Annotated in this window: 22 protein-coding genes; 6 read left to right on the top strand and 16 right to left on the bottom strand. The window is 61.3% G+C overall.

All coding sequences use genetic code 11. The annotated features are described in order from the left end of the window. Positions 1-7 precede the first annotated feature (7 nt). From rpsH to bktB, 8 genes are all read right to left on the bottom strand, one after another. Positions 8-406: a 30S ribosomal protein S8 gene (rpsH, locus tag D1012_RS01310; protein WP_118149533.1), complete on the bottom strand. Its 399-nt coding sequence runs from the start codon at positions 404-406 to the stop codon at positions 8-10. A gap of 12 nt (positions 407-418) precedes the next feature. Then, complete coding sequence (rpsN, locus tag D1012_RS01305) at positions 419-724, bottom strand: 30S ribosomal protein S14 (protein WP_118149532.1); 306 nt, start codon at positions 722-724, stop codon at positions 419-421. An 18-nt stretch (positions 725-742) separates the two neighbouring features. Next, positions 743-1,303 (bottom strand): 50S ribosomal protein L5, encoded by a 561-nt coding sequence (rplE, locus tag D1012_RS01300; protein WP_118149531.1) that lies wholly within the window; start codon positions 1,301-1,303, stop codon positions 743-745. Then, a complete protein-coding gene (gene rplX, locus D1012_RS01295) occupies positions 1,303-1,608 on the bottom strand; it encodes a 50S ribosomal protein L24 (RefSeq protein WP_118149530.1) in 306 nt (101 codons plus the stop codon). The genes rplE and rplX overlap by 1 nt, the downstream gene beginning before the upstream one ends. Next, a complete protein-coding gene (rplN, locus tag D1012_RS01290; RefSeq protein WP_013066055.1) occupies positions 1,608-1,976 on the bottom strand; it encodes a 50S ribosomal protein L14 in 369 nt (122 codons plus the stop codon). Before rplN ends, rplX begins: the two co-directional genes overlap by 1 nt. 83 nt (positions 1,977-2,059) lie before the next feature. After that, positions 2,060-2,293, bottom strand: coding sequence for a 30S ribosomal protein S17 (rpsQ, locus tag D1012_RS01285; RefSeq protein ID WP_103334352.1), 234 nt, complete (start codon positions 2,291-2,293; stop codon positions 2,060-2,062). A gap of 10 nt (positions 2,294-2,303) precedes the next feature. After that, the gene (rpmC, locus tag D1012_RS01280; protein WP_103334351.1) at positions 2,304-2,504 is read right to left on the bottom strand and encodes a 50S ribosomal protein L29; all 201 of its coding nucleotides are present in this window, start codon (positions 2,502-2,504) and stop codon (positions 2,304-2,306) included. 347 nt (positions 2,505-2,851) lie between these two features. Next, positions 2,852-4,030, bottom strand: coding sequence for a beta-ketothiolase BktB (gene bktB, locus D1012_RS01275; RefSeq protein WP_118149529.1), 1,179 nt, complete (start codon positions 4,028-4,030; stop codon positions 2,852-2,854). A gap of 140 nt (positions 4,031-4,170) precedes the next feature. Here bktB and D1012_RS22570 point away from each other — a divergent pair, with 140 nt between their 5' ends. Further along, a complete protein-coding gene (locus tag D1012_RS22570) occupies positions 4,171-5,283 on the top strand; it encodes an MFS transporter (protein ID WP_158569158.1) in 1,113 nt (370 codons plus the stop codon). Positions 5,284-5,298: 15 nt separating this feature from the next. Beyond that, positions 5,299-5,505 carry a hypothetical protein gene (locus tag D1012_RS01265; RefSeq protein WP_118149528.1) on the top strand — a complete coding sequence of 69 codons (207 nt, stop codon included), beginning with the start codon at positions 5,299-5,301 and terminating at the stop codon, positions 5,503-5,505. Between the two features lie 16 nt (positions 5,506-5,521). On the opposite strand, the gene D1012_RS01260 is transcribed toward D1012_RS01265, so the two are convergent. The 3 genes from D1012_RS01260 to D1012_RS01250 form a co-directional block, all read right to left on the bottom strand. Continuing rightward, entirely contained in the window at positions 5,522-6,265 is a 744-nt protein-coding gene (locus tag D1012_RS01260; protein WP_118149527.1) for a metallophosphoesterase, read from the bottom strand. Between the two features lie 93 nt (positions 6,266-6,358). After that, positions 6,359-7,954, bottom strand: a complete 1,596-nt coding sequence (gene serA, locus D1012_RS01255) for a phosphoglycerate dehydrogenase (protein WP_118149526.1) — start codon at positions 7,952-7,954, stop codon at positions 6,359-6,361. Between the two features lie 88 nt (positions 7,955-8,042). Continuing rightward, positions 8,043-9,200 (bottom strand): phosphoserine transaminase, encoded by a 1,158-nt coding sequence (locus D1012_RS01250; RefSeq protein WP_118149525.1) that lies wholly within the window; start codon positions 9,198-9,200, stop codon positions 8,043-8,045. Between the two features lie 339 nt (positions 9,201-9,539). Here D1012_RS01250 and D1012_RS01245 point away from each other — a divergent pair, with 339 nt between their 5' ends. Both D1012_RS01245 and D1012_RS01240 read left to right on the top strand, forming a co-directional pair. Then, positions 9,540-9,773 (top strand): hypothetical protein, encoded by a 234-nt coding sequence (locus tag D1012_RS01245; RefSeq protein ID WP_147335605.1) that lies wholly within the window; start codon positions 9,540-9,542, stop codon positions 9,771-9,773. A 305-nt stretch (positions 9,774-10,078) separates the two neighbouring features. Then, complete coding sequence (locus D1012_RS01240) at positions 10,079-10,510, top strand: hypothetical protein (protein ID WP_118149523.1); 432 nt, start codon at positions 10,079-10,081, stop codon at positions 10,508-10,510. A 15-nt stretch (positions 10,511-10,525) separates the two neighbouring features. Here the strand turns inward: D1012_RS01240 and D1012_RS01235 are convergent, their stop codons facing one another. Beyond that, a complete protein-coding gene (locus D1012_RS01235) occupies positions 10,526-10,927 on the bottom strand; it encodes a hypothetical protein (protein WP_147335604.1) in 402 nt (133 codons plus the stop codon). A 437-nt stretch (positions 10,928-11,364) separates the two neighbouring features. Between D1012_RS01235 and D1012_RS01230 the strand changes: the two genes are divergently transcribed. Both D1012_RS01230 and nusG read left to right on the top strand, forming a co-directional pair. Next, positions 11,365-12,495, top strand: coding sequence for an MraY family glycosyltransferase (locus tag D1012_RS01230; RefSeq protein WP_158569157.1), 1,131 nt, complete (start codon positions 11,365-11,367; stop codon positions 12,493-12,495). Between the two features lie 15 nt (positions 12,496-12,510). Next, entirely contained in the window at positions 12,511-13,068 is a 558-nt protein-coding gene (gene nusG / locus D1012_RS01225) for a transcription termination/antitermination protein NusG (protein ID WP_118149520.1), read from the top strand. Between the two features lie 7 nt (positions 13,069-13,075). On the opposite strand, the gene D1012_RS01220 is transcribed toward nusG, so the two are convergent. The 4 genes from D1012_RS01220 to D1012_RS01205 form a co-directional block, all read right to left on the bottom strand. Beyond that, positions 13,076-14,074 (bottom strand): class I SAM-dependent methyltransferase, encoded by a 999-nt coding sequence (locus D1012_RS01220; protein WP_118149519.1) that lies wholly within the window; start codon positions 14,072-14,074, stop codon positions 13,076-13,078. Positions 14,075-14,485: 411 nt separating this feature from the next. Further along, positions 14,486-15,610, bottom strand: a complete 1,125-nt coding sequence (locus D1012_RS01215) for a polysaccharide biosynthesis/export family protein (RefSeq protein WP_233516981.1) — start codon at positions 15,608-15,610, stop codon at positions 14,486-14,488. 473 nt (positions 15,611-16,083) lie between these two features. Continuing rightward, positions 16,084-16,755: a hypothetical protein gene (locus tag D1012_RS01210; protein WP_118149517.1), complete on the bottom strand. Its 672-nt coding sequence runs from the start codon at positions 16,753-16,755 to the stop codon at positions 16,084-16,086. 70 nt (positions 16,756-16,825) lie between these two features. Next, positions 16,826-17,938 (bottom strand): glycosyltransferase family 4 protein, encoded by a 1,113-nt coding sequence (locus D1012_RS01205; protein WP_118149516.1) that lies wholly within the window; start codon positions 17,936-17,938, stop codon positions 16,826-16,828. Between the last annotated feature and the right edge of the window lie 82 nt (positions 17,939-18,020).

Genomic DNA, 18,020 nt, shown 5'->3' with positions numbered 1-18,020 from the left:
ACCCTCCTCAGAATACGGTGCAGAGCACTTCGCCACCAACATTGGCGGAGCGTGCAGCTGCATCGGACATGACGCCTTTGGGCGTCGACACAATCGAAACACCCAGGCCGTTGCGGACCGAGGGGATTTCCTTGACGCCCATGTACACACGGCGGCCCGGCTTCGACACGCGTTTGATTTCGCGGATCACAGGGGTACCTTCGTAGTACTTGAGCGAGATCACGAATTCGCCCTGACCGTTGTCGGTCGGGTTCTTTTCGTAACCGCGGATGTAGCCCTCGGACAGGAGCACATCCAGCACCCGGCCGCGCAGCGTGGACGCTGGGGTCGAGACAGTGGATTTGCCGCGCATCTGAGAGTTACGGATACGGGTCAGCATATCGCCGATAGGATCATTCACAGGCATTTCTGCTCTCCCTTACCAGCTGGACTTGACCATGCCCGGGATCTGGCCAAACGAGGCCAGTTCACGCAGCATGATCCGCGACAGTTTCAGCTTGCGATAATACGCATGCGGGCGGCCCGTCAGCTGGCAGCGGTTGTGAAGCCGCGTTGCCGACGAGTTGCGGGGCAGTTGTGCCAGCTTCAGGGTCGCGCCGAAACGCTCTTCCATCGGCTTGGTTTGGTCTTCGATCACCGCTTTGAGCGTCGCACGCTTGGAAGCATATTGCTTCACCAGCTTTGCGCGCTTCACTTCGCGGTTCACCATGGATTTCTTTGCCATTACTCTGGTTCCTCGCGCTTACGACGTGAAGGGCATGTTGAAATGCTTCAACAGCGCCTTGGCTTCCGCATCGGTTTTCGCGTTCGTGCAGATGATGATGTCCATACCCAGAACTTCATCAACTTTATCGAAGTTGATTTCCGGGAACACGATGTGTTCTTTCAGGCCCATGGCATAGTTGCCACGACCGTCGAACGACGAGCCCTTGACGCCGCGGAAGTCGCGGACGCGGGGCAGAGCCACGTTGATCAGACGGTCCAGGAATTCGTACATCTTGTCACCGCGCAGGGTGACCTTGCACCCGAGCGGCATCAGTTCCCGCACACGGAAGCCCGCGATGGACTTCTTGGCATGGGTGATGACAGCTTTCTGACCGGCGATCAGCGACAGCTCTTCAGCAGCCTGTTTCACCTTTTTGGTGTCTTTGACCGCTTCGCCGACACCCATGTTCAGGACGATCTTGTCCAGACGCGGGATCTGCATGTCGTTCTTGTACGCGAACTCTTCTTTCATCGCAGCGCGAATCTTGGAGCCGTACTCGCCTTTGAGGCGTGGAGTGTATTGAGCAGCGTCCAACATCAGATCGCATCCCCCGTAGTCTTGGCAAAGCGCACCTTCTTGTCGCCGTCCATACGGAAGCCGACGCGGGTGGGTTTGCCGTCCTTGTCCACGATCGCCAGGTTCGACAGGTCGATCGGCATGGACTTGGCCACGCGACCGCCTTGCGAGCCAGCGGATTGCTTGGTGTGACGGATGGCGACGTTGATGCCTTCGACGACGGCTTTGTTGGCGGTCGGGTTCACAGAGGCGATTTCGCCCTTTTTGCCCTTGTCCTTGCCGGTCAGCACGATGACGGTGTCACCCTTTTTGAGTTTCGCAGCCATCAGAGCACCTCCGGAGCCAGCGAGATGATCTTCATGAAGTTCTTGGCGCGCAATTCACGGACAACCGGCCCGAAGATACGCGTGCCCACTGGTTCACCCTGGTTGTTCAGGATGACAGCGGCGTTGCGGTCAAAACGGATGGCGGTGCCGTCTTCACGACGAACCTCTTTGGCGGTGCGCACGACAACGGCTTTACGCACGTCGCCTTTTTTCACGCGGCCTTTTGGAATAGCTTCCTTGACCGACACCACGATGATGTCGCCCACGGATGCATAGCGGCGGTGTGAACCGCCCAGAACCTTGATGCACTGAACTCGGCGAGCGCCGGAGTTATCAGCAACATCCAGATTGGTCTGCATCTGGATCATTTGGTTTCTCCCGACCTTTGGGGACGGTCATGCAGATGACGCCCCAGGGTTTCGATTATCGCAAAACGAAGACTGCCCCGGCCTTAAGCCGAGACAACCACCGTCCAACGCTTGGTTTTCGAAATCGGCGCACATTCCTCGATACGGACGGTGTCACCAATCTTGAATTTGTTCTCTGCATCATGTGCGCGGTATTTCTTCGACTTACGCACAGTCTTTTGCAGCAGCGGGTGCTTGAAGCGACGCTCGACCAGAACCGTGATGGTCTGTTCGTTCTTGTCCGAGGTCACGACGCCTGAAAGGATACGCTTGGGCATGATAAACCTCTTACTTCGCCGCTTCGGCGGCTTTTTGGTTGAGAATGGTCAGAACGCGTGCTGCGTCACGACGCACAACGCGCATACGCGCGGTGTTCTCAAGCTGGTTCGTGGCGGCCTGGAAGCGCAGGTTAAAGGCTTCCTTTTTCAGTGCAACGAGCTGATCGCGCAGCTGATCGGGGGACTTGCCCCGGAGTTCGTCGGCTTTCATGCCGTGTTCCTTTTTTTCAATCACCAGAAGGCCCCGTCAAACGCAGGGTAACCTTTAACCCGGTGGATCAATGCAAAACCAACGATTCCGAGTCGCCCGGGAACCGCAGGATGCGTTCCATTACAGGCGTTGCACGGACAGGGCAAGGGAAACTTGGCCGCGCTACACCGAAAGACGCACAGCCCGGCAGGGTGTGCCCGCATCCGCCGCAGGTCTGCCCCTTGCTCTGCAGCAGCCCCTCACTATCCGCCCGCGCAACGTCGATGCCCAACGCCTCCCTCCCCCCTCGTGGGGGAGGGCCGGGGTGGGGGGGCCGCGTCACCAGACCCGCACCAGCCCCCCGCCCTTCAGACCCGCTCGATCCCCAGCGCAATCCCCTGCCCGCCACCAATACACATGGTGATCAATGCCGTGCGTTTGCCGCTGCGCTCCAGCTCGTACAGCGCCTTGACCACCAGCAGCGCGCCGGTCGCCCCCACCGGATGGCCCAAGGCAATCGCGCCGCCGTTCGGGTTCACGCGGGCGGGGTCCAGACCCAGCTCGCGGCTCACCGCGATGGCCTGCGCGGCAAAGGCCTCGTTCGATTCCACGATGTCGAAATCGCCCGGCTTGATCCCCAGCCGGTCACACAGCGCCTCGACCGCCGGAACCGGGCCGATGCCCATCACCTTCGGGTCCACCCCGGCATGAGCATAGCCCATCACCCGTGCGCGTGGCTTTGCCCCCGGGAACAGCCCGCGCGACAGCACCAGCGCCGCTGCGCCGTCATTGATGCCGCTGGCATTGCCCGCCGTCACCGTGCCATCTTTCTGGAACACCGGGCGCAACCCCGACAATGCCTCCAGTGAGGTGGCTTTCGGGTGTTCATCCACCGCAAACTGCACCGGGCCCTTGCGGGTCTCGACCGAGATCGGCGTGATCTGGCGGGTGAATAGCCCGCCCTCGATGGCCCGTGCCGCGCGCTTCTGGCTTTCCAGCGCAAAGGCATCCTGCGCCGCCCGGCTGATGCCGTGCTGCGCCGCGACATTCTCCGCCGTCACCCCCATGTGCCCGGTGCCAAACGGGCAGGTCAGCGCGCCGGTCATCATGTCCAGCGCCTTTGTATCGCCCATCTTCTGCCCGAACCGCGCGGCGGGCAGGATATAGGGCGACCGGCTCATGCTCTCGGCCCCGCCCGCCACCGCCACCGCGCAATCACCCAGCATCAGCGCCTGTACCGCCGACACCACCGCCTGCGCGCCCGATCCGCACAGCCGGTTGACGTTCATCGCCGGCACCGTGTCGGGAATCCCCGCCTGCATCGCCGCCACCCGGCTCAGATACATGTCGCGCGGTTCGGTGTTGATCACATGGCCCATCACCACATGCCCGACCTGCGCCCCGCCGATACCGGCCTGCCGCAGGGCCGCCGCGATCACCTGCGCCGCCAGATCAATCGGCGGCACAGATGCCAGGGCCCCGCCAAAGCCGCCAATCGCGCTGCGCGTGGCAGAAAGGATAAACACATCATTCGAGTCGCTGACCATCGGAGCCTCCTGAAATTCAGGCAATCCTAACGGCATTTGTCCCGGTGAGGAAAGATGACGCGGCGTCGATTGACACTCCCGGCGCGCCAAGAGAAGGAGAGCGGCCAAAACCCCCAGCCGCAACCCCATCCGAGGCCATGATGACAAACCAGAACCGGGCGAATACGGGCCTCCTCTTTGTGGGAATCGCCACGTTCATCATGATGGGGGCCGGGCAGTCGCTCTATGGCCCTGCCCTGCCCGCGTTTGGCCGCGCGCTGTCGCTCAGCGCGGCACAGGCCGGGTGGCTGGTCTCGGCGCATTGGATCGGCTGCGCCATCGGCGTGGCACTGATGTATCGCTGGGGGCCAAGGGTGTCGCCCCGGATCGCGGTCAGCATCATGGCCGCCGGGGCCGCCGCCATCGCCTTCGGGCTGGGGGCCATCGCCACCTTTGCCGGTGCGTTGATCTTTGGCACCGGCTACGGGCTGGCCACTGTGGTGTTCAACCCGCGCATCCTGCGCGCTTACGGCGCGCGCGGCACCGCCATGGTCAGTCTGGTCAATGCGAGCTTTGGCCTTGGCGCCATCGCCGCCCCGCTGATCTTTGTCTGGCTCGGCTCTGACCCGGCGCTGGCCTATGCGCTGGTGGCCGGGCTTGCGGTGCTGATCTGGCTGGGCGCGGGCCCCGCCGGTCAGGCCGCGCCGCCGCCTGCGGCCGGGGCCTCCGGCCCGTTCCGCCCGATGCTGGCGTTTCAGCTGTTTGCGGTCGCCGGGATCGGGATCGAGGCGACGCTGATCGGCCTTGGCCCCAGCGCCCTGATCCGCTCGGGCCTGACCGAAACAGCCGCCGCGCAGCTTTTGAGCGCGTTCTTTGTGGCCTTTCTGGGCGCGCGCACGGTGTTGATCTTTACCGCGCATCTGACCACGCCGTTTCTGCTGTATGCCGGGGCCATGGTGGCGGCAGCTGTCTCGGCCACGCTGGCGGCCTTTGTCAGCCCCGGCGTGTTCTTTGTCGCGCTTGGCATTCCAGCGGGGTTGTTCTTCCCCGGCTTTTATGTCGCCGCCAGCCGGTTGATGGGCGATGACCCGCGCACCGCCCCCACCATCATCGCCGCCGGTCTGGTCGGCGGGATCACCGCGCCGGTGGTGCTGGCCCCGCTGCTGGAGCCGCTGGGCGGCACCGGGTTTTTCGCCATCCTTGCGACCGTCGCCACGATCTGCGCTCTCCTCAGCCTCCGGCTTTATCGCCGCTTGCCAGAATTGCGCGGCTAGGCCAGTCTTCCGACCATGGTCAAAGAGGCGCCCAAATACGGCCCGACCCGGGGCGAATACCTGATCCGGCTGGTGATCTCGCTGGGCGGGCTCGGCCTTTTGGCCTTTGCCATCGCTTTTCGCGGCTGGCCCGAAGGCCCGGGACTGGTCGAGGTGGTGGGCTTTGCCGGGCTGTTCTTTGGCGGCTCTGCCCTGATGGCCGTGCGGAGGTTGCGCCGGTGACCTTTGGTGCCAGCCATCAAGGCAGCAGTGGCACCCGGCCTTGTGCCGTCAGGTGAAACACCGCGCCGTCCTCGACCACGACCACCGAAAGCGGCCCGCCATAGGCGGCGGAGGAATCGATATTGACCCGGTTGCCGTAATGCGTCGGGGCCTCGATCGCGGTGTGACCATGCACGATCAGCGCCTCGAACGGTGCCTCATGATCGAGAAAGCCCTTGCGGATCCACAACAGATCATCCTCGGCCTGATCCTCGATGGCGATGCCGGGGCGCACCCCGGCATGCACAAAGATCGCCCCGTTGGCCCGGTGCCAGGTCGGGCGGCTGGTCAGAAAATCGAGATGCTCTTGCGGCACCGCCGCCAGAGCCTCGGCATGAACCTTTGCAATCGGCCGGTCTGATGCATTGGGCACACCATAAGACCCCAGCGTGACCCCGCCCCCCAGCTTGGGATGCAGCCAGCTGAGATCAGAGCGCAGGCCCGGATCACTGGCCAGCGGGTCATCCATGAACATGGTGAACAGCCGGTCATGGTTGCTTTTCAGCACAATCCAGTCCTGCCCGCCCGCGATGCCCTGCCGCAGATACTCCACCACGCCCCGGCTGTCCGGCCCCCGGTCCACCAGATCGCCGACGTGCAGAACCTGCCCCGCCCCATGGCGCGCCATGTCCTCTGCGACCAGATCATGCACGCCGCGCAACAAATCCAGATGGCCGTGAATGTCACCGATGGCATAGGTCTGCCGGTTTGGGGTCTGCATGATCGGGCCTTTCGAATGCGGAAAGCCCGGGGGCGCTGCCCCCGGACCCCCGGGATATTTGAAGACAGAAAATGAGGGAAGAGCGTTCTGTTCTTACGCGCCTTCAAACACCAGCGGCTTGACCTGCAGGAACATGCCGGTGTTATCCAGCGTTTCGACGACTTTCGGATTGATCGCCTGATCAAGATAAAGCAGAGCAATCGCATCCTGACCGATGGCCGACCGGCCAAGGGTAAAGTTGGCGATGTTCACCCCGTTCTTGCCCAGCGTCATCCCGAGCAGGCCGATGATGCCCGGCACGTCTTCGTTGGTGGTATACAGCATGTGTTCGCCCACTTCGGCGTCGATGTTGATGCCCTTGATCTGGATAAAGCGCGGCTTGCCATCCGAAAAACAGGTGCCGGCGATGGAGCGTTCGCGCTTGTCGGTCACCATGGTCACCTTGATATAGGCGTCAAACACCCCCGACTTGTCCTGCCGGGTGGTGGAAATCTGAATGCCCTTGTCCTTGGCCACAACCGGGGCCGAAACAAGGTTCACATCCGGGTTCTGCGCCTTGAGCACACCCGCAATCACCGATTGGTTCAGCGCGGCGATGTTCATCTCGGACACGCGGCCATCATACAGGATGTTGATCGCCTTGATCGGCTCATCCGTCATCTGGCCGATGAACGCCCCCAGATGGCTGGCCAGCTTGACCCATGGCCCCATCACGGCGGCCTCTTCGGCGGTGACATTCGGCATGTTCAGCGCGTTGGTGACAGCGCCGGTCAGCAGGTAATCCGACATCTGCTCGGCGACCTGCAGCGCCACATTCTCCTGCGCCTCAGTCGTCGAGGCGCCAAGGTGCGGCGTGACCACCACATTGGGCAGGTTGAACAGCGGGCTGGCGGTGGCCGGTTCCACCTCGAACACATCCAGCGCCGCACCGGCCACCTGCCCCGATTGCAGCGCCTCGGCCAGCGCCGCCTCGTCGATCAGACCGCCCCGGGCGCAGTTGATGATGCGCACACCCTTTTTGGTCTTGGCGAGGTTCTCGCGGCTCAGGATATTGCGGGTCTTGTCGGTCAGCGGCACATGCAGGGTGATGAAATCGGCCCGCGCCAGCAGCTCATCCAGCTCGACCTTGGTGACGCCCATCTGCACAGCGCGCTCGTCCGACAGGAAGGGGTCATAGGCCACCACCTTCATGTGCAGACCCAAAGCGCGGTCGCAGACGATGCCGCCGATGTTGCCCGCGCCGATCACGCCGAGGGTCTTGTTGAACAGCTCCACGCCCATGAAGCGCGACTTTTCCCATTTGCCGGAATGGGTGCTGGCATTGGCCTCGGGCAATTGGCGCGCCACGGCAAACATCATCGCGATCGCATGTTCGGCGGTGGTGATCGAGTTGCCGAACGGCGTGTTCATCACGATCACGCCCTTTTTCGACGCGGCCGGAATGTCAACATTGTCGACACCGATCCCGGCGCGGCCGATCACCTTCAGCCGGGTGGCCGCCGCCAGCAGCTTTTCGGTGGCCTTGGTGGCCGAGCGGATTGCCAGACCGTCATACTGGTCGATGACCGCCAGCAGCGCGTCTTTGTCCTTACCCAGCTTGGGCATGTAATCGACCTCGACGCCACGGTCGCGGAAGATCTGGACGGCGGTTTCGGAGAGTTCGTCGGAAACGAGGACCTTGGGGGCCATGATGGAACCTATCTTGAATGGGAAGGGGGCGGCGGGGAGACCCCCGCCCTACGGTTGGGGTAGGGCGGGGGTCTCCCCGCCACCACCGTCAGGCAGCTTGCGCAAGTGCTGCGATTTCAGCCTCGAACGCGTGGGCGATCCACGGCATCAGCGCTGTCACATCGGCGGTTTCCACCGTCGATCCGCACCAGATCCGCAGGCCCGCAGGCGCATCGCGATACGCGCCGATGTCATATGCCACCCCGGCCTTTTCCAGCCGCTTGGCCACGGCCTTGGCAAAAGCCTCGCCATCCGTGATCCGCGCGTCGGCGAACTTCAGGCAAACGCTGGTGGTCGAGGCGATCTCTGCCGTTTCCGCCAGATTCTGCAGCCACGGGTTTGCGGCGCAAAACTCCCAGACCACTTGCGCATTGGCTGTCGCCCGGTCCACCAGACCGCGCAGGCCACCGACAGATTTCGCCCATTTCAGCGCAACCAGATAATCCTCCAGCGCCAGCATCGACGGGGTGTTGATGGTCTCGCCGACAAAAATGCCCTCGATCAGCTTGCCCTTGGCAGTCAGGCGGAAAATCTTTGGCAGCGGCCAGGCCGGGACATAGCTTTCCAGCCGCTCCACCGCGCGCGGGCTCAGGATCAGCATGCCATGCGCGCCCTCGCCACCCAGCACCTTCTGCCAGCTGAAGGTCACCACATCCAGCTTGGCCCAGTCCATCTCCATCGCAAAGGCCGAGGAGGTGGCGTCGCAGATCGTCAACCCCTGACGGTCCGCCGGAATGGCATCGGCATTGGGCAGGCGGCACCCGCTGGTGGTGCCGTTCCAGGTGAACACCACGTCCTTGTCGAAATCGACGGTCGAGAAATCCACGATCTGGCCGTAAGGGGCCTTTTTGACCACCGCATCCAGCTTCAGCTGTTTGACCACATCCGTGACCCAGCCCTCACCAAAGCTTTCCCACGCCAGCATCTCGACCGGACGCGCGCCCAACAGCGACCACATCGCCATTTCCACAGCGCCGGTATCGGAACCGGGGACGATGCCGATGCGGTAGTCCGCAGGCACGCCCAGAATCTCGCGGGTGAGTTCGATGGCTTCTTTCAGCTTGGCCTTGCCGACAGCGGCACGGTGCGAGCGGCCCAAGGGCGCATCGTCAAGCATATCAAGGGAAAATCCGGGAATCTTGGCACAGGGGCCAGAAGAAAAGCGCGGGTTAGCCGGGCGCAACGCCGGGGCGATCAGATCAGCCATGGTATCCTCACAGATAAATGCCCTTCGTTGGGGAAGGGTGTCCCACTGCGGCACCTACAAGACCCCTGAAAAAACGTCAATATCTAAAGGCTCCGGCTCTGCTGATCTTGCAGGTTCGTGCACTGTTGCGCGGAACGGCGCAGGAACAGGCGAGAAGAATCGGCACAAAACTGACACAGCCAATTCGGGGAATGTTCAGCCTTTTTCCCGCAATCGTTCCATCACATTGCAGGAGGCATGATGATGCACGTCGCCCGGATCACCGTTCCGACTGTGGACGTTTTCACTACCACAGAACTTGCAGCGCCCCTGCGCATAGACCCCGAAGATTCGCACTCTATGATTGAGGCAGTCGGCATGGCAGCTGCGGCTGTGCAGAAGCTGGAACAGCACGGCAGCTTTGTTGCCCTGATCACCCAGACCATCCGGCTTACACTGGATCAATGGGCCGAGAGCAACAGATTGTGCCTGCCTATAGGCCCGGCTCCGTCTGGCTCTGACGTTACATTCACGGTTTACGGTGAACCGTTCACGGGCTTGCGCCAGCATGGCGGCTTGCGCCCTGCGCTATGAGTGGTCATCCCACCGCTTCGGGGGACTTTGCCTTGAGGGCCCAATCCGCCCTTCCCATCATCGTGCTCGCCTACAGCAGGGTGATCCGATGTTCTGGTCACGCGCTCCCGCGAGGCGCGCGCGATGGGGCTGACTTTCTTCAATCTTTTTAAGGCCTTTTGCAACGTCATGCCAGTGAAGTGACTTCACATGGCACGAAATACCCTTTAATATGCGGCCGAAGTGTTCGGGGGGCCATGACAGAGAATGACAGGGTCGCCGTCTATTCGGTTTCAGGGTCTGGCAACCAGATAGGATAGAGACGGATGCCCAGGGATTTCGGACAGACAGAGAAGCCAGACAGCAGCGTAAGAGATGACAGCCAAAGGCAGGAAAATCCGTTCTGCCAGTCGCGGCCCCGCTACCTGCTGCAATCCGAGCTTGCCTTCGAGCGCGCGGTGTTCAAGCACCCCAAACTTTCGATCTTCCGGCGCAACGCCACCACCTGGGAGGTTCTCCTGATGATCGCGCGGGCCGACGAACAGCAAGGTCCAGGTCTCTATGAGATCGTCGAGTCCGTTGAAACGAATGCGCTCGGTCAATCGGCGCTGCTGCGATTCCTGCGCGAGCGGCGCGAGGACGGCATCATCCGCTTCAACCGAAGCCCCCAAAAGCAGAGCAAGTGGACCTTGGCGATTTCCGAGGATCTGCGGGCAGATCTGCTGGATCTGTTGCTGCTGCGGCAACAGGCGCGATGACCGCGCGCCGCGCCTTTATCTGATGATCTGCTTGCTCATTTGCGGCTTGTCCTCTTTCGGGGCAAGGGCCTGCCCCAGCCCCCGATTACGCTCCTCAAGCGCTAGGAGCAGGGCATCGCGAAGCTCCGCATCCAGAGAGACTTTCCATTTGCTGCGTTTCGTGTGCTCGGTAAAAAGCAGCAATCCGTCATCCCGTCGCTCGCGCACGAATTTCAGCATCGCGGAATTCCCCAGATACCGCGTCCGGAGGCGATCAAGTGTGTTGTAAACGCCATCCTCCGATCCCTCCTCGAACTGGGCGAGGTGGAGCAAAAGTTCCCACGTCGACGGACTGCGCCGAAACAGCGACAAGAGTTTCGACTCATAGATTTGCCTCTCGAAGTCAATCTCGAGCGCCAAAAGGCTGTCCCGGGTCATCACGCTGGCCTTAATAGTGTGTTTTATTCTGGCATGCCGATCCGCGCCGGAACGCATTCTCTATCGACGGCTATTGCGGACAATGGTTATCGCTATTTTCCACGGATAAAAACCTACTTTATATACAGATTAAATACTCACCAGGCGTCCGCATCATACAGGCGATCGTAATGGACTCCTTCCTTAGATTACCTAGAGTTGCGGCCAGAAGTAACGACATATTTAGTCTATAATTATATGATATTTACGGACGATGCTGCATCTGCAAAGGTGCGCGTGGGCGCAATATCAACTTGAGATTGCATGTCAAAAAATAGGAAATGACCGGCATCTACTTTGATGCTCCGGATATGTAGAAGCCTTGTGCTTCTGCATACAATCCTAGCTGCGCAATCGGATTACCCAGCTGCCCAACAAACGCTTTGAGGGATAGTATGTTGCGCGAAGTATTCACCACAGAAGGCCTTGCCGCTTTCGGGGTTGCCGCCCTTGTCTGCGGCGTTCTGATCATCAAGACCCGCAGCGCCTTGCACAGGCTGACCCGTCACGGCGATCTTATGGCGGTGCAGGCCGCCCATACGACGCCGACGCCGCGTCTGGGCGGAGTGGCGGTGTTCGGAGCGCTGCTCGTCGCCGTGGCCCTGACCGTGCCGGCATGGGATTCGCTCTGGCTGGCGTTGATGCTGGCCGTCTTTCCATTGTTCCTGTCCGGCGCGATCGAGGATCTGGGCTATCCCGTGGCCCCGGCCGGTCGGCTGGGTGCCGCGTTGGTGTCTGCCGCTCTGGCCGTCTTTCTGACCGGCACCTGGATCGAGGAAACCGGCCTGCCCGCGCTCGATCTGCTGCTGTCCTGGGCGCCGCTGGCAATTCTGATCACCGTCGTCGCCGCCTCGACCATCGCGCATGCGTTCAACCTCATTGATGGGCTGAACGGCCTTGCCGGCTTTACCGCGCTTCTGGCCGCGGCGGGAATTGGCGGCACGGCGATCTGGGTCGGGGATACCGAGATCGCTGCCTTTGCGCTGCTGCTGGGCGCTGCGGTGCTGGGCTTTCTCATGTTCAATTTCCCCTTCGGCCGAATCTTCTTCGGCGATGCGGGTGCATATTCGGTGGGCTTCCTGCTGGCCTGGCTGGGCATAACGCTCGCTGCCCGTAACCCGGATGTCACGCCATTGGCGATGATGCTGATGCTGTTCTGGCCGCTGGCCGACCTCACGCTGGCGATCTATCGTCGGCGCAGGCGCAACCTGCCGGTCTCGATGCCCGACCGGCTGCATTTCCATCAGTTCGTCATGCGAGGCCTGGAGATTACGGTCTTCAGCCGGTCGCGCCGGCGGATCACGAACCCAGTGGCGACGACCGTCATGCTGCCTTTCATCGCCGCGCCGATGGTGGCTGGTGTCCTGCTGCACGCCCGGCCATTGGGGGCGGCGCTGGCCCTGGCGTTTTTCTCCGCCCTGTTCTTCGTCACCTACGGGCTGGGCATGCGGCTGGTGCGGCGACGCCTGCGGATGGGCCAGCGGTGGCAGGGTGCGACCTGCGCGCCCACGCCGGCCCGTGTCCACTGAGGCGCGGCGCGGATCATGTTTCATTCCCGCACGCCAATCGATGCCGCGCTGTGCCGTCTCGGCACCCGACCCGGCCAGCAATGGTATCTCGCCCAGCTCAAGCCCAATGCTCTGGCGATCGCCCGGCGCAATTTGCTGCGTCAGGATTTCCCGGTCTTTGCGCCCCAGCGGCTGGAAACACGGCGCTGTGGCGCACGGTTCCGCACTGAGCCACGGCTGCTGTTTCCCGGCTATCTGTTTGTCGCGCTTGATCCCGCCGGGTCACGCTGGCGCGCGGTCAACAGCACGATGGGGGTAACGCAGCTGGTGGCCTTCGGGGGAATGCCCGTCGCCGTGCCGCAAGGCCTGGTCGAGCAGATCGCGCTTGGCTGCGATGCCGAGGGGTTGATCCTGCCGCCTGACGAACTGGCCCCTGGGGACCAGGTGCTGATCAGTGCCGGCCCCTTCGCTGGCCTCCTCGCCGAGGTCGAGCGCAGCGAGCCCGAGCGCCGGGTCTGGATCCTGATCGAGCTGATGGGCCAGAAGACAAGGATGCTTGTTGGCAGCGACGCGGTGAAACGCAGCAGGGCATAGGGGCCTGTCAGTAGACGTCTTTCCGGGCCATGATCTGCTGATAGGCGATCACGCCGCGCTCCGGATCAGGTTCAGGGCCGTCGCCAAAGCAGACATGATAGCCCAGAAGCCCGGCGACGGCATTGCGCGCGAAGTAGCGCGGCATGGTCCGCAGCATCAGGCGCCACTTCGGATCAACAAAGACCTTCGTTGCCCTCCGGTGCAGTGTGGCCAGACCCTGATGCGTTTTCGCCGTGATGCTTTCGCTGGCGGCGACCAGTCCCGCCGCCGTCAGCGCCCTCTCCCACGCTCCATCCCGATGGAAGCCGCGCGTGACAGCCGTGGTCGCCTCATAGAGTCGGGCGGCTGTCACCAGAGCGACGGGGAAGGTCTCGAACCCTTCCTTGCGATGAGCGTCAAAAATGACAACCCAGCCACCGGGGCGCAGAAGGCGGGCCAGCCTCAAGGCCAAATCATCGGTCGATCGGGCGTAACACAGGGTCTCGACGGCGAAGATCACGTCGAATCCTTCGGCATCCTCGGGCAGCGCATCGAAACTGGCGCAGCGGAAGCTTGCATTGGGCAAGTTACTGGCTTTGGCTCTGGCGCGGGTGACATGCTCGGCCATCAGGTCGAGGCCAATGAAGTCGGTGCCGGGATGGCGCGCAGCCAGATGCAGCGTGTTTGCCCCCAGCCCGCAGCCCAGCTCCAGCACCCTTTGCCCCGGCGCACTGGTCAACAGATCCGACACCACCTGGGCCTGGGCAAAGAAGGCGCCTTCCTCATCCAGATGGGGCTCATGCAAGGCGAGGTGCATGCATTGCCAGCGGTTGTAGATCGCGGCATAACCCGGGATGGATTGCCGATAATATTTAGCGACAATTTCTAAAGATTTATCCGACAGGATCGTGTCGATCCCGAAGACCCGGTCTACAAAGCCGAGCGCCTCCTCCAGCGGTACAGGTGCCTCGGGCCCGACCGGAATGGACGCGTCAAAGGCCGTGGTTGCATTCAGATCGAAATTCATATCATGCCTTTATCCGCAGCCCGCTGTCCCGGAGGGGCTTCGTTCATGGTCGCGCACGCGCAAGTATCCACGCCTGTTTCACAGCGCCCCGGTCATCGTAGGTGCGCTGTAGCACCCGCAGAACTGCATTGAGTGTCACCGAGTGGGCCACCAGTCCGAGGCGTGGCCGGTCTTTAGCTGTCCCGCTTGTCCACTTAATGATCCAAGCTGGCGCCATTATTTAAAATCCAGAGAACAAGTATACCCGCCGGAGACCAGCAATACATAATCTGGAAGTGCGGAGTATTTCGCGGGGCTGAGACATCCTGATCATCAGGCCTGATCGAAGTGTTGCCCCTGTCAGGATAACGACCTCTCAGATCGGTGGTACAGTCTTTTACCATCTGACCGCCCTTTTGAAACGGCATAGGGTCACAGATCCTTCGTCACGTCTATTGCCCGCACGGTGGGCAGCAGTCGGGTGATCGTGTCGTTCCAGCGTTGCATGGACGAGCGCAGGACATAGAGGACATCGCCGGGTTCGAGCACAAAGCGTGTGCCAAGCAGAAGCCCGACGGGGTTGGAGACATCAAGTTGGAAGACCCTGGTCGCCTCCCCCTGCTGGCGGAAAACGAGCACCCCGCGCGCATCGGCGCGTCCTTCGCGCAGGCCGCCGCGGCGGGTGAGGGCCTGGGTCAGCGTGATCTGTTCGCGCGACAGATCCACCACATTCGGACTGGCGACCTCGCCCAGCAGATAGGCTTCCTCTGCCCGGCGGCGCGGCACGTTGACGATGTCGCCATTGCGCAGCACCGGGTTGTTCTGCAGCGGCCCGGAGGACAGGAAACCCTGCACATCAACGGTATAGACCTTACCGCTGCGCTGCACGGTAACCGCGCGCAGATCGGCAGTGTCGGTAAAGCCGCCAGCGGCATTGACCGCCTCGATCAGCGTCAGCGGCACTGCCCTAAGCGCCTGACGATTCGGCGTTTTCACCTCACCCGAGATCACCACCGCCTGCGCGTTATAGGCCGCCACGCGCACATCGACCTGCGGATCGGGGATGAACTCACGCAGACGCTCCGAGATGTCGCTGCGGATCTGCTCGACCTGACGGCCCGAGGCCTGGACGCTGCCGATATAGGGATAATTGAACGTGCCATCATTGCTGACCTGGAAACCGCTCTCGGCAGCGGTCCGCTGCTCACCCGCCGGCAAGGTCAGTTCCGGGTGGTTGAAAACGATCACCGACAGGATGTCGCCCTGTCCTACCAGATAGGACCACTGTCGCCCACTGGGCAGAGAGGTGGCCGCGAAGCCGTGGGCGGGGCGGGTGAAGGCGCTGATGTTGGTGGAATCGAGAACGATAACCTCGACATCCGCCCCCAGACTGCGCTGCGCCTCGGGCGTCACGGGAAAGCGGACATAGCCGTCGGAACAGGCGACCAGCATCAGAGGCAGGAACAATAGGGCGAGAAGCCGAAGGAACCCTTGCCCGCCGGAAACCACACCCCGTGTGCCCGACCCGGCACCGTGATCACCATCCGTAGTCGACATGCCGCACGCTTCCATTTCTTGAACCGGTGTATCATTTTGCAATGCGCCTACATTGATTCAGAGATGGCAAGACCTGCCATCCGGCGCAAATATGGAGATTGAGTTGGCGGAATAATTTCTGCCGAAAGCTTAATTTGTTTCCGACTGTGCTGTGATCGAAGCGAGTGTAATTGTCATCGCGCAAAGGATATGAAGAAATTTCAATAGACAATACCTCCCTAATAAATCGTCACTTATTGTAGATTTTTAATGAGGGCCCTTGAAAGCAGACAACCGCGAGAGACTAGCGCATGTGCCGGATGTGGCATCAGACAGGACGGTGAATGGTCATAAAGCCATCTTGACGGACGGCACGAGTTAAAGATTATTCCGCTGCCCCAGAGCACTGTTGGCCCAGCTGTCATCCGGTGATCAATACCGCTCACAACACTGTCCTTTCTCCGTGGTGTCAAAGCTGACCCACCGCAGTTCTGTCACCCTTCAGGGGGCTGCGAAACTCCGTGGCTTATTCTGGGCTCGCACATCATCGAGAAATCGCGGAACTGCTTGCGAACCGACGGAACCGCGATGATTTTGCCAATCTCAAAGAGCGTTGCCCTGATCTTCAGTAGTGTTCGGCGCGGCGATCTGCGCAGGAACGACACCCATTCCATACCACTCCCGGAAAGACGCGCCGCATCCCGACGATCACGATCCGTGTCTTCAAGATTGAACAGGGCCGCACCGAAACAATGATAGTCCAGATCCGGACGCAGCTTGTGCAGTTGGACGGCGATACGGTTCTGCTTGGGAGAACTCACACCGATAGCGATTCTGCTCCCGAAGGGGAGTGACTCGACCACCGACAGAATGGATTGTGGCACCTTCATATCCGCGCTGTCGGGTAGAAACGGCAAGGTCACCTGTGTTGCGGTCGGCATATTCTGCAATGGCCGGGCGGTGATGAAAAACCAGCCAGTGCAGAGCTCATCACGGGGCAGAAGCTCCGACAAGGCTTTGGTGCCCGGCCGATAAGCGGCATCTTTGCGGAAAAGTCTGACCAGAAATCTGGAAGAGATTGCGTCCAGCCAGACCTTGTCGCGCGTTTCATCAAAGGACAGGCTTATGGTAGCCCAACAGACCAGATTGACATAATGGTGGATCATGGATGTTTTGCCTTGCAGGGGTCAGTGTCGGTCAGAAAGCCGGATCGCGGGTCTGGATGCGAACCGGGGATCAAAATGCTGTGTGGGCGTCGCGCAGCGCCGCCAGCGCGACGTCCTCGCTGTAAAGGAGCGCGACCCTGCCTCTGGCCTTCGCGGACAGATGACGCCAATCCCCCGCAGTAAGGATGCGGTGCATGATGTCGCTATACGCCGAAGCCTGCCCATCGGCCGCGACAACCAGAGATGCGTCGCCAACAATCTCCCGATTGAAGCCGGCACCGCTGACAATTGGCACCCCCCCCATGCCCATGGCCTCGGTCAGGGCATTCGACTGCCCCTCGCGCGGCTCGGCGGACGGGAAGACAAAGAAATGCGACCGCGCCAGTATCTCGATCAGCCCCGCCATCTCGACTGCGGGTAGAAAGTCGACGCGGGCGGGGTCACCAAGCGATGCAGAGATGCTCTTCAGATCCTGAAGAAACCCTTCCTCGCCTTCCCCTACGATGGACAGCCGGGCGTTTATGCCGCGGACGCACAGGTCGTGACAGGCTCTGATCGCCAGATCTGGCCGCTTGCTGGCGACGATCCGGCCAAAGTAAACAAGGCGCACCTCCCCCGCTTCGGTGACCGTCTCATCCGGGTTCTCCCGAGGCATCCGGTAGAGCTCATTGCAGTTCGGATAATGCAGGACATTCCTGTCGGTGAAGCGGCGCAAGAAAGGCAGATACCGGCTGCCCTGACTCAGGACGGCATGCGAACGGGCGACAGCCTGCCGGAAGAAGAACCGGTAAAACAGGCTTCTGTGCTCATAGCCACGCTCTACGCCTGAACCCCGAAGTTCATAGACAACCCGCTTTCCCATCAGGCGGGAGAGAGCGATCAAGGCGTATTCATGATATATGAGGTGCAGGTAAAATCCGGATATATGAACGCTTCCGATCGAGCGATCGGTGGCCAGCTTCCAGAACACCTTCAAGAAAACTGCAAGCAAGCCACCGGCATACTGCGGGGCCCTCAGGATACCGGCTTTCCTTGGATAGGGCTTTCCGACTGACACCGTGTCAAAACCGGTTCGCCGGAGGTAATCCAAGGTTTTCCTGTTTCCAGTCTCGCCACCGCCAATACGACGACGCGATCCGGCATCTCCGATCGCGCCATAGAACAAGATTCTTGGTTTCGTCATAAACTCTATTGCCGCTTGCCGGTTAAGCAGCGGCCCCTAAATATATCAGAGAACCGCATCCAGCCCGATGTCGGGCTGGCAG

This window comes from Pseudotabrizicola alkalilacus (assembly GCF_003443995.1).
Classification (GTDB): domain Bacteria; phylum Pseudomonadota; class Alphaproteobacteria; order Rhodobacterales; family Rhodobacteraceae; genus Pseudotabrizicola; species Pseudotabrizicola alkalilacus.
The sequence above is the reverse complement of the archived record's forward strand: the minus strand, read 5'-3'. Positions and strand labels throughout refer to the sequence as shown.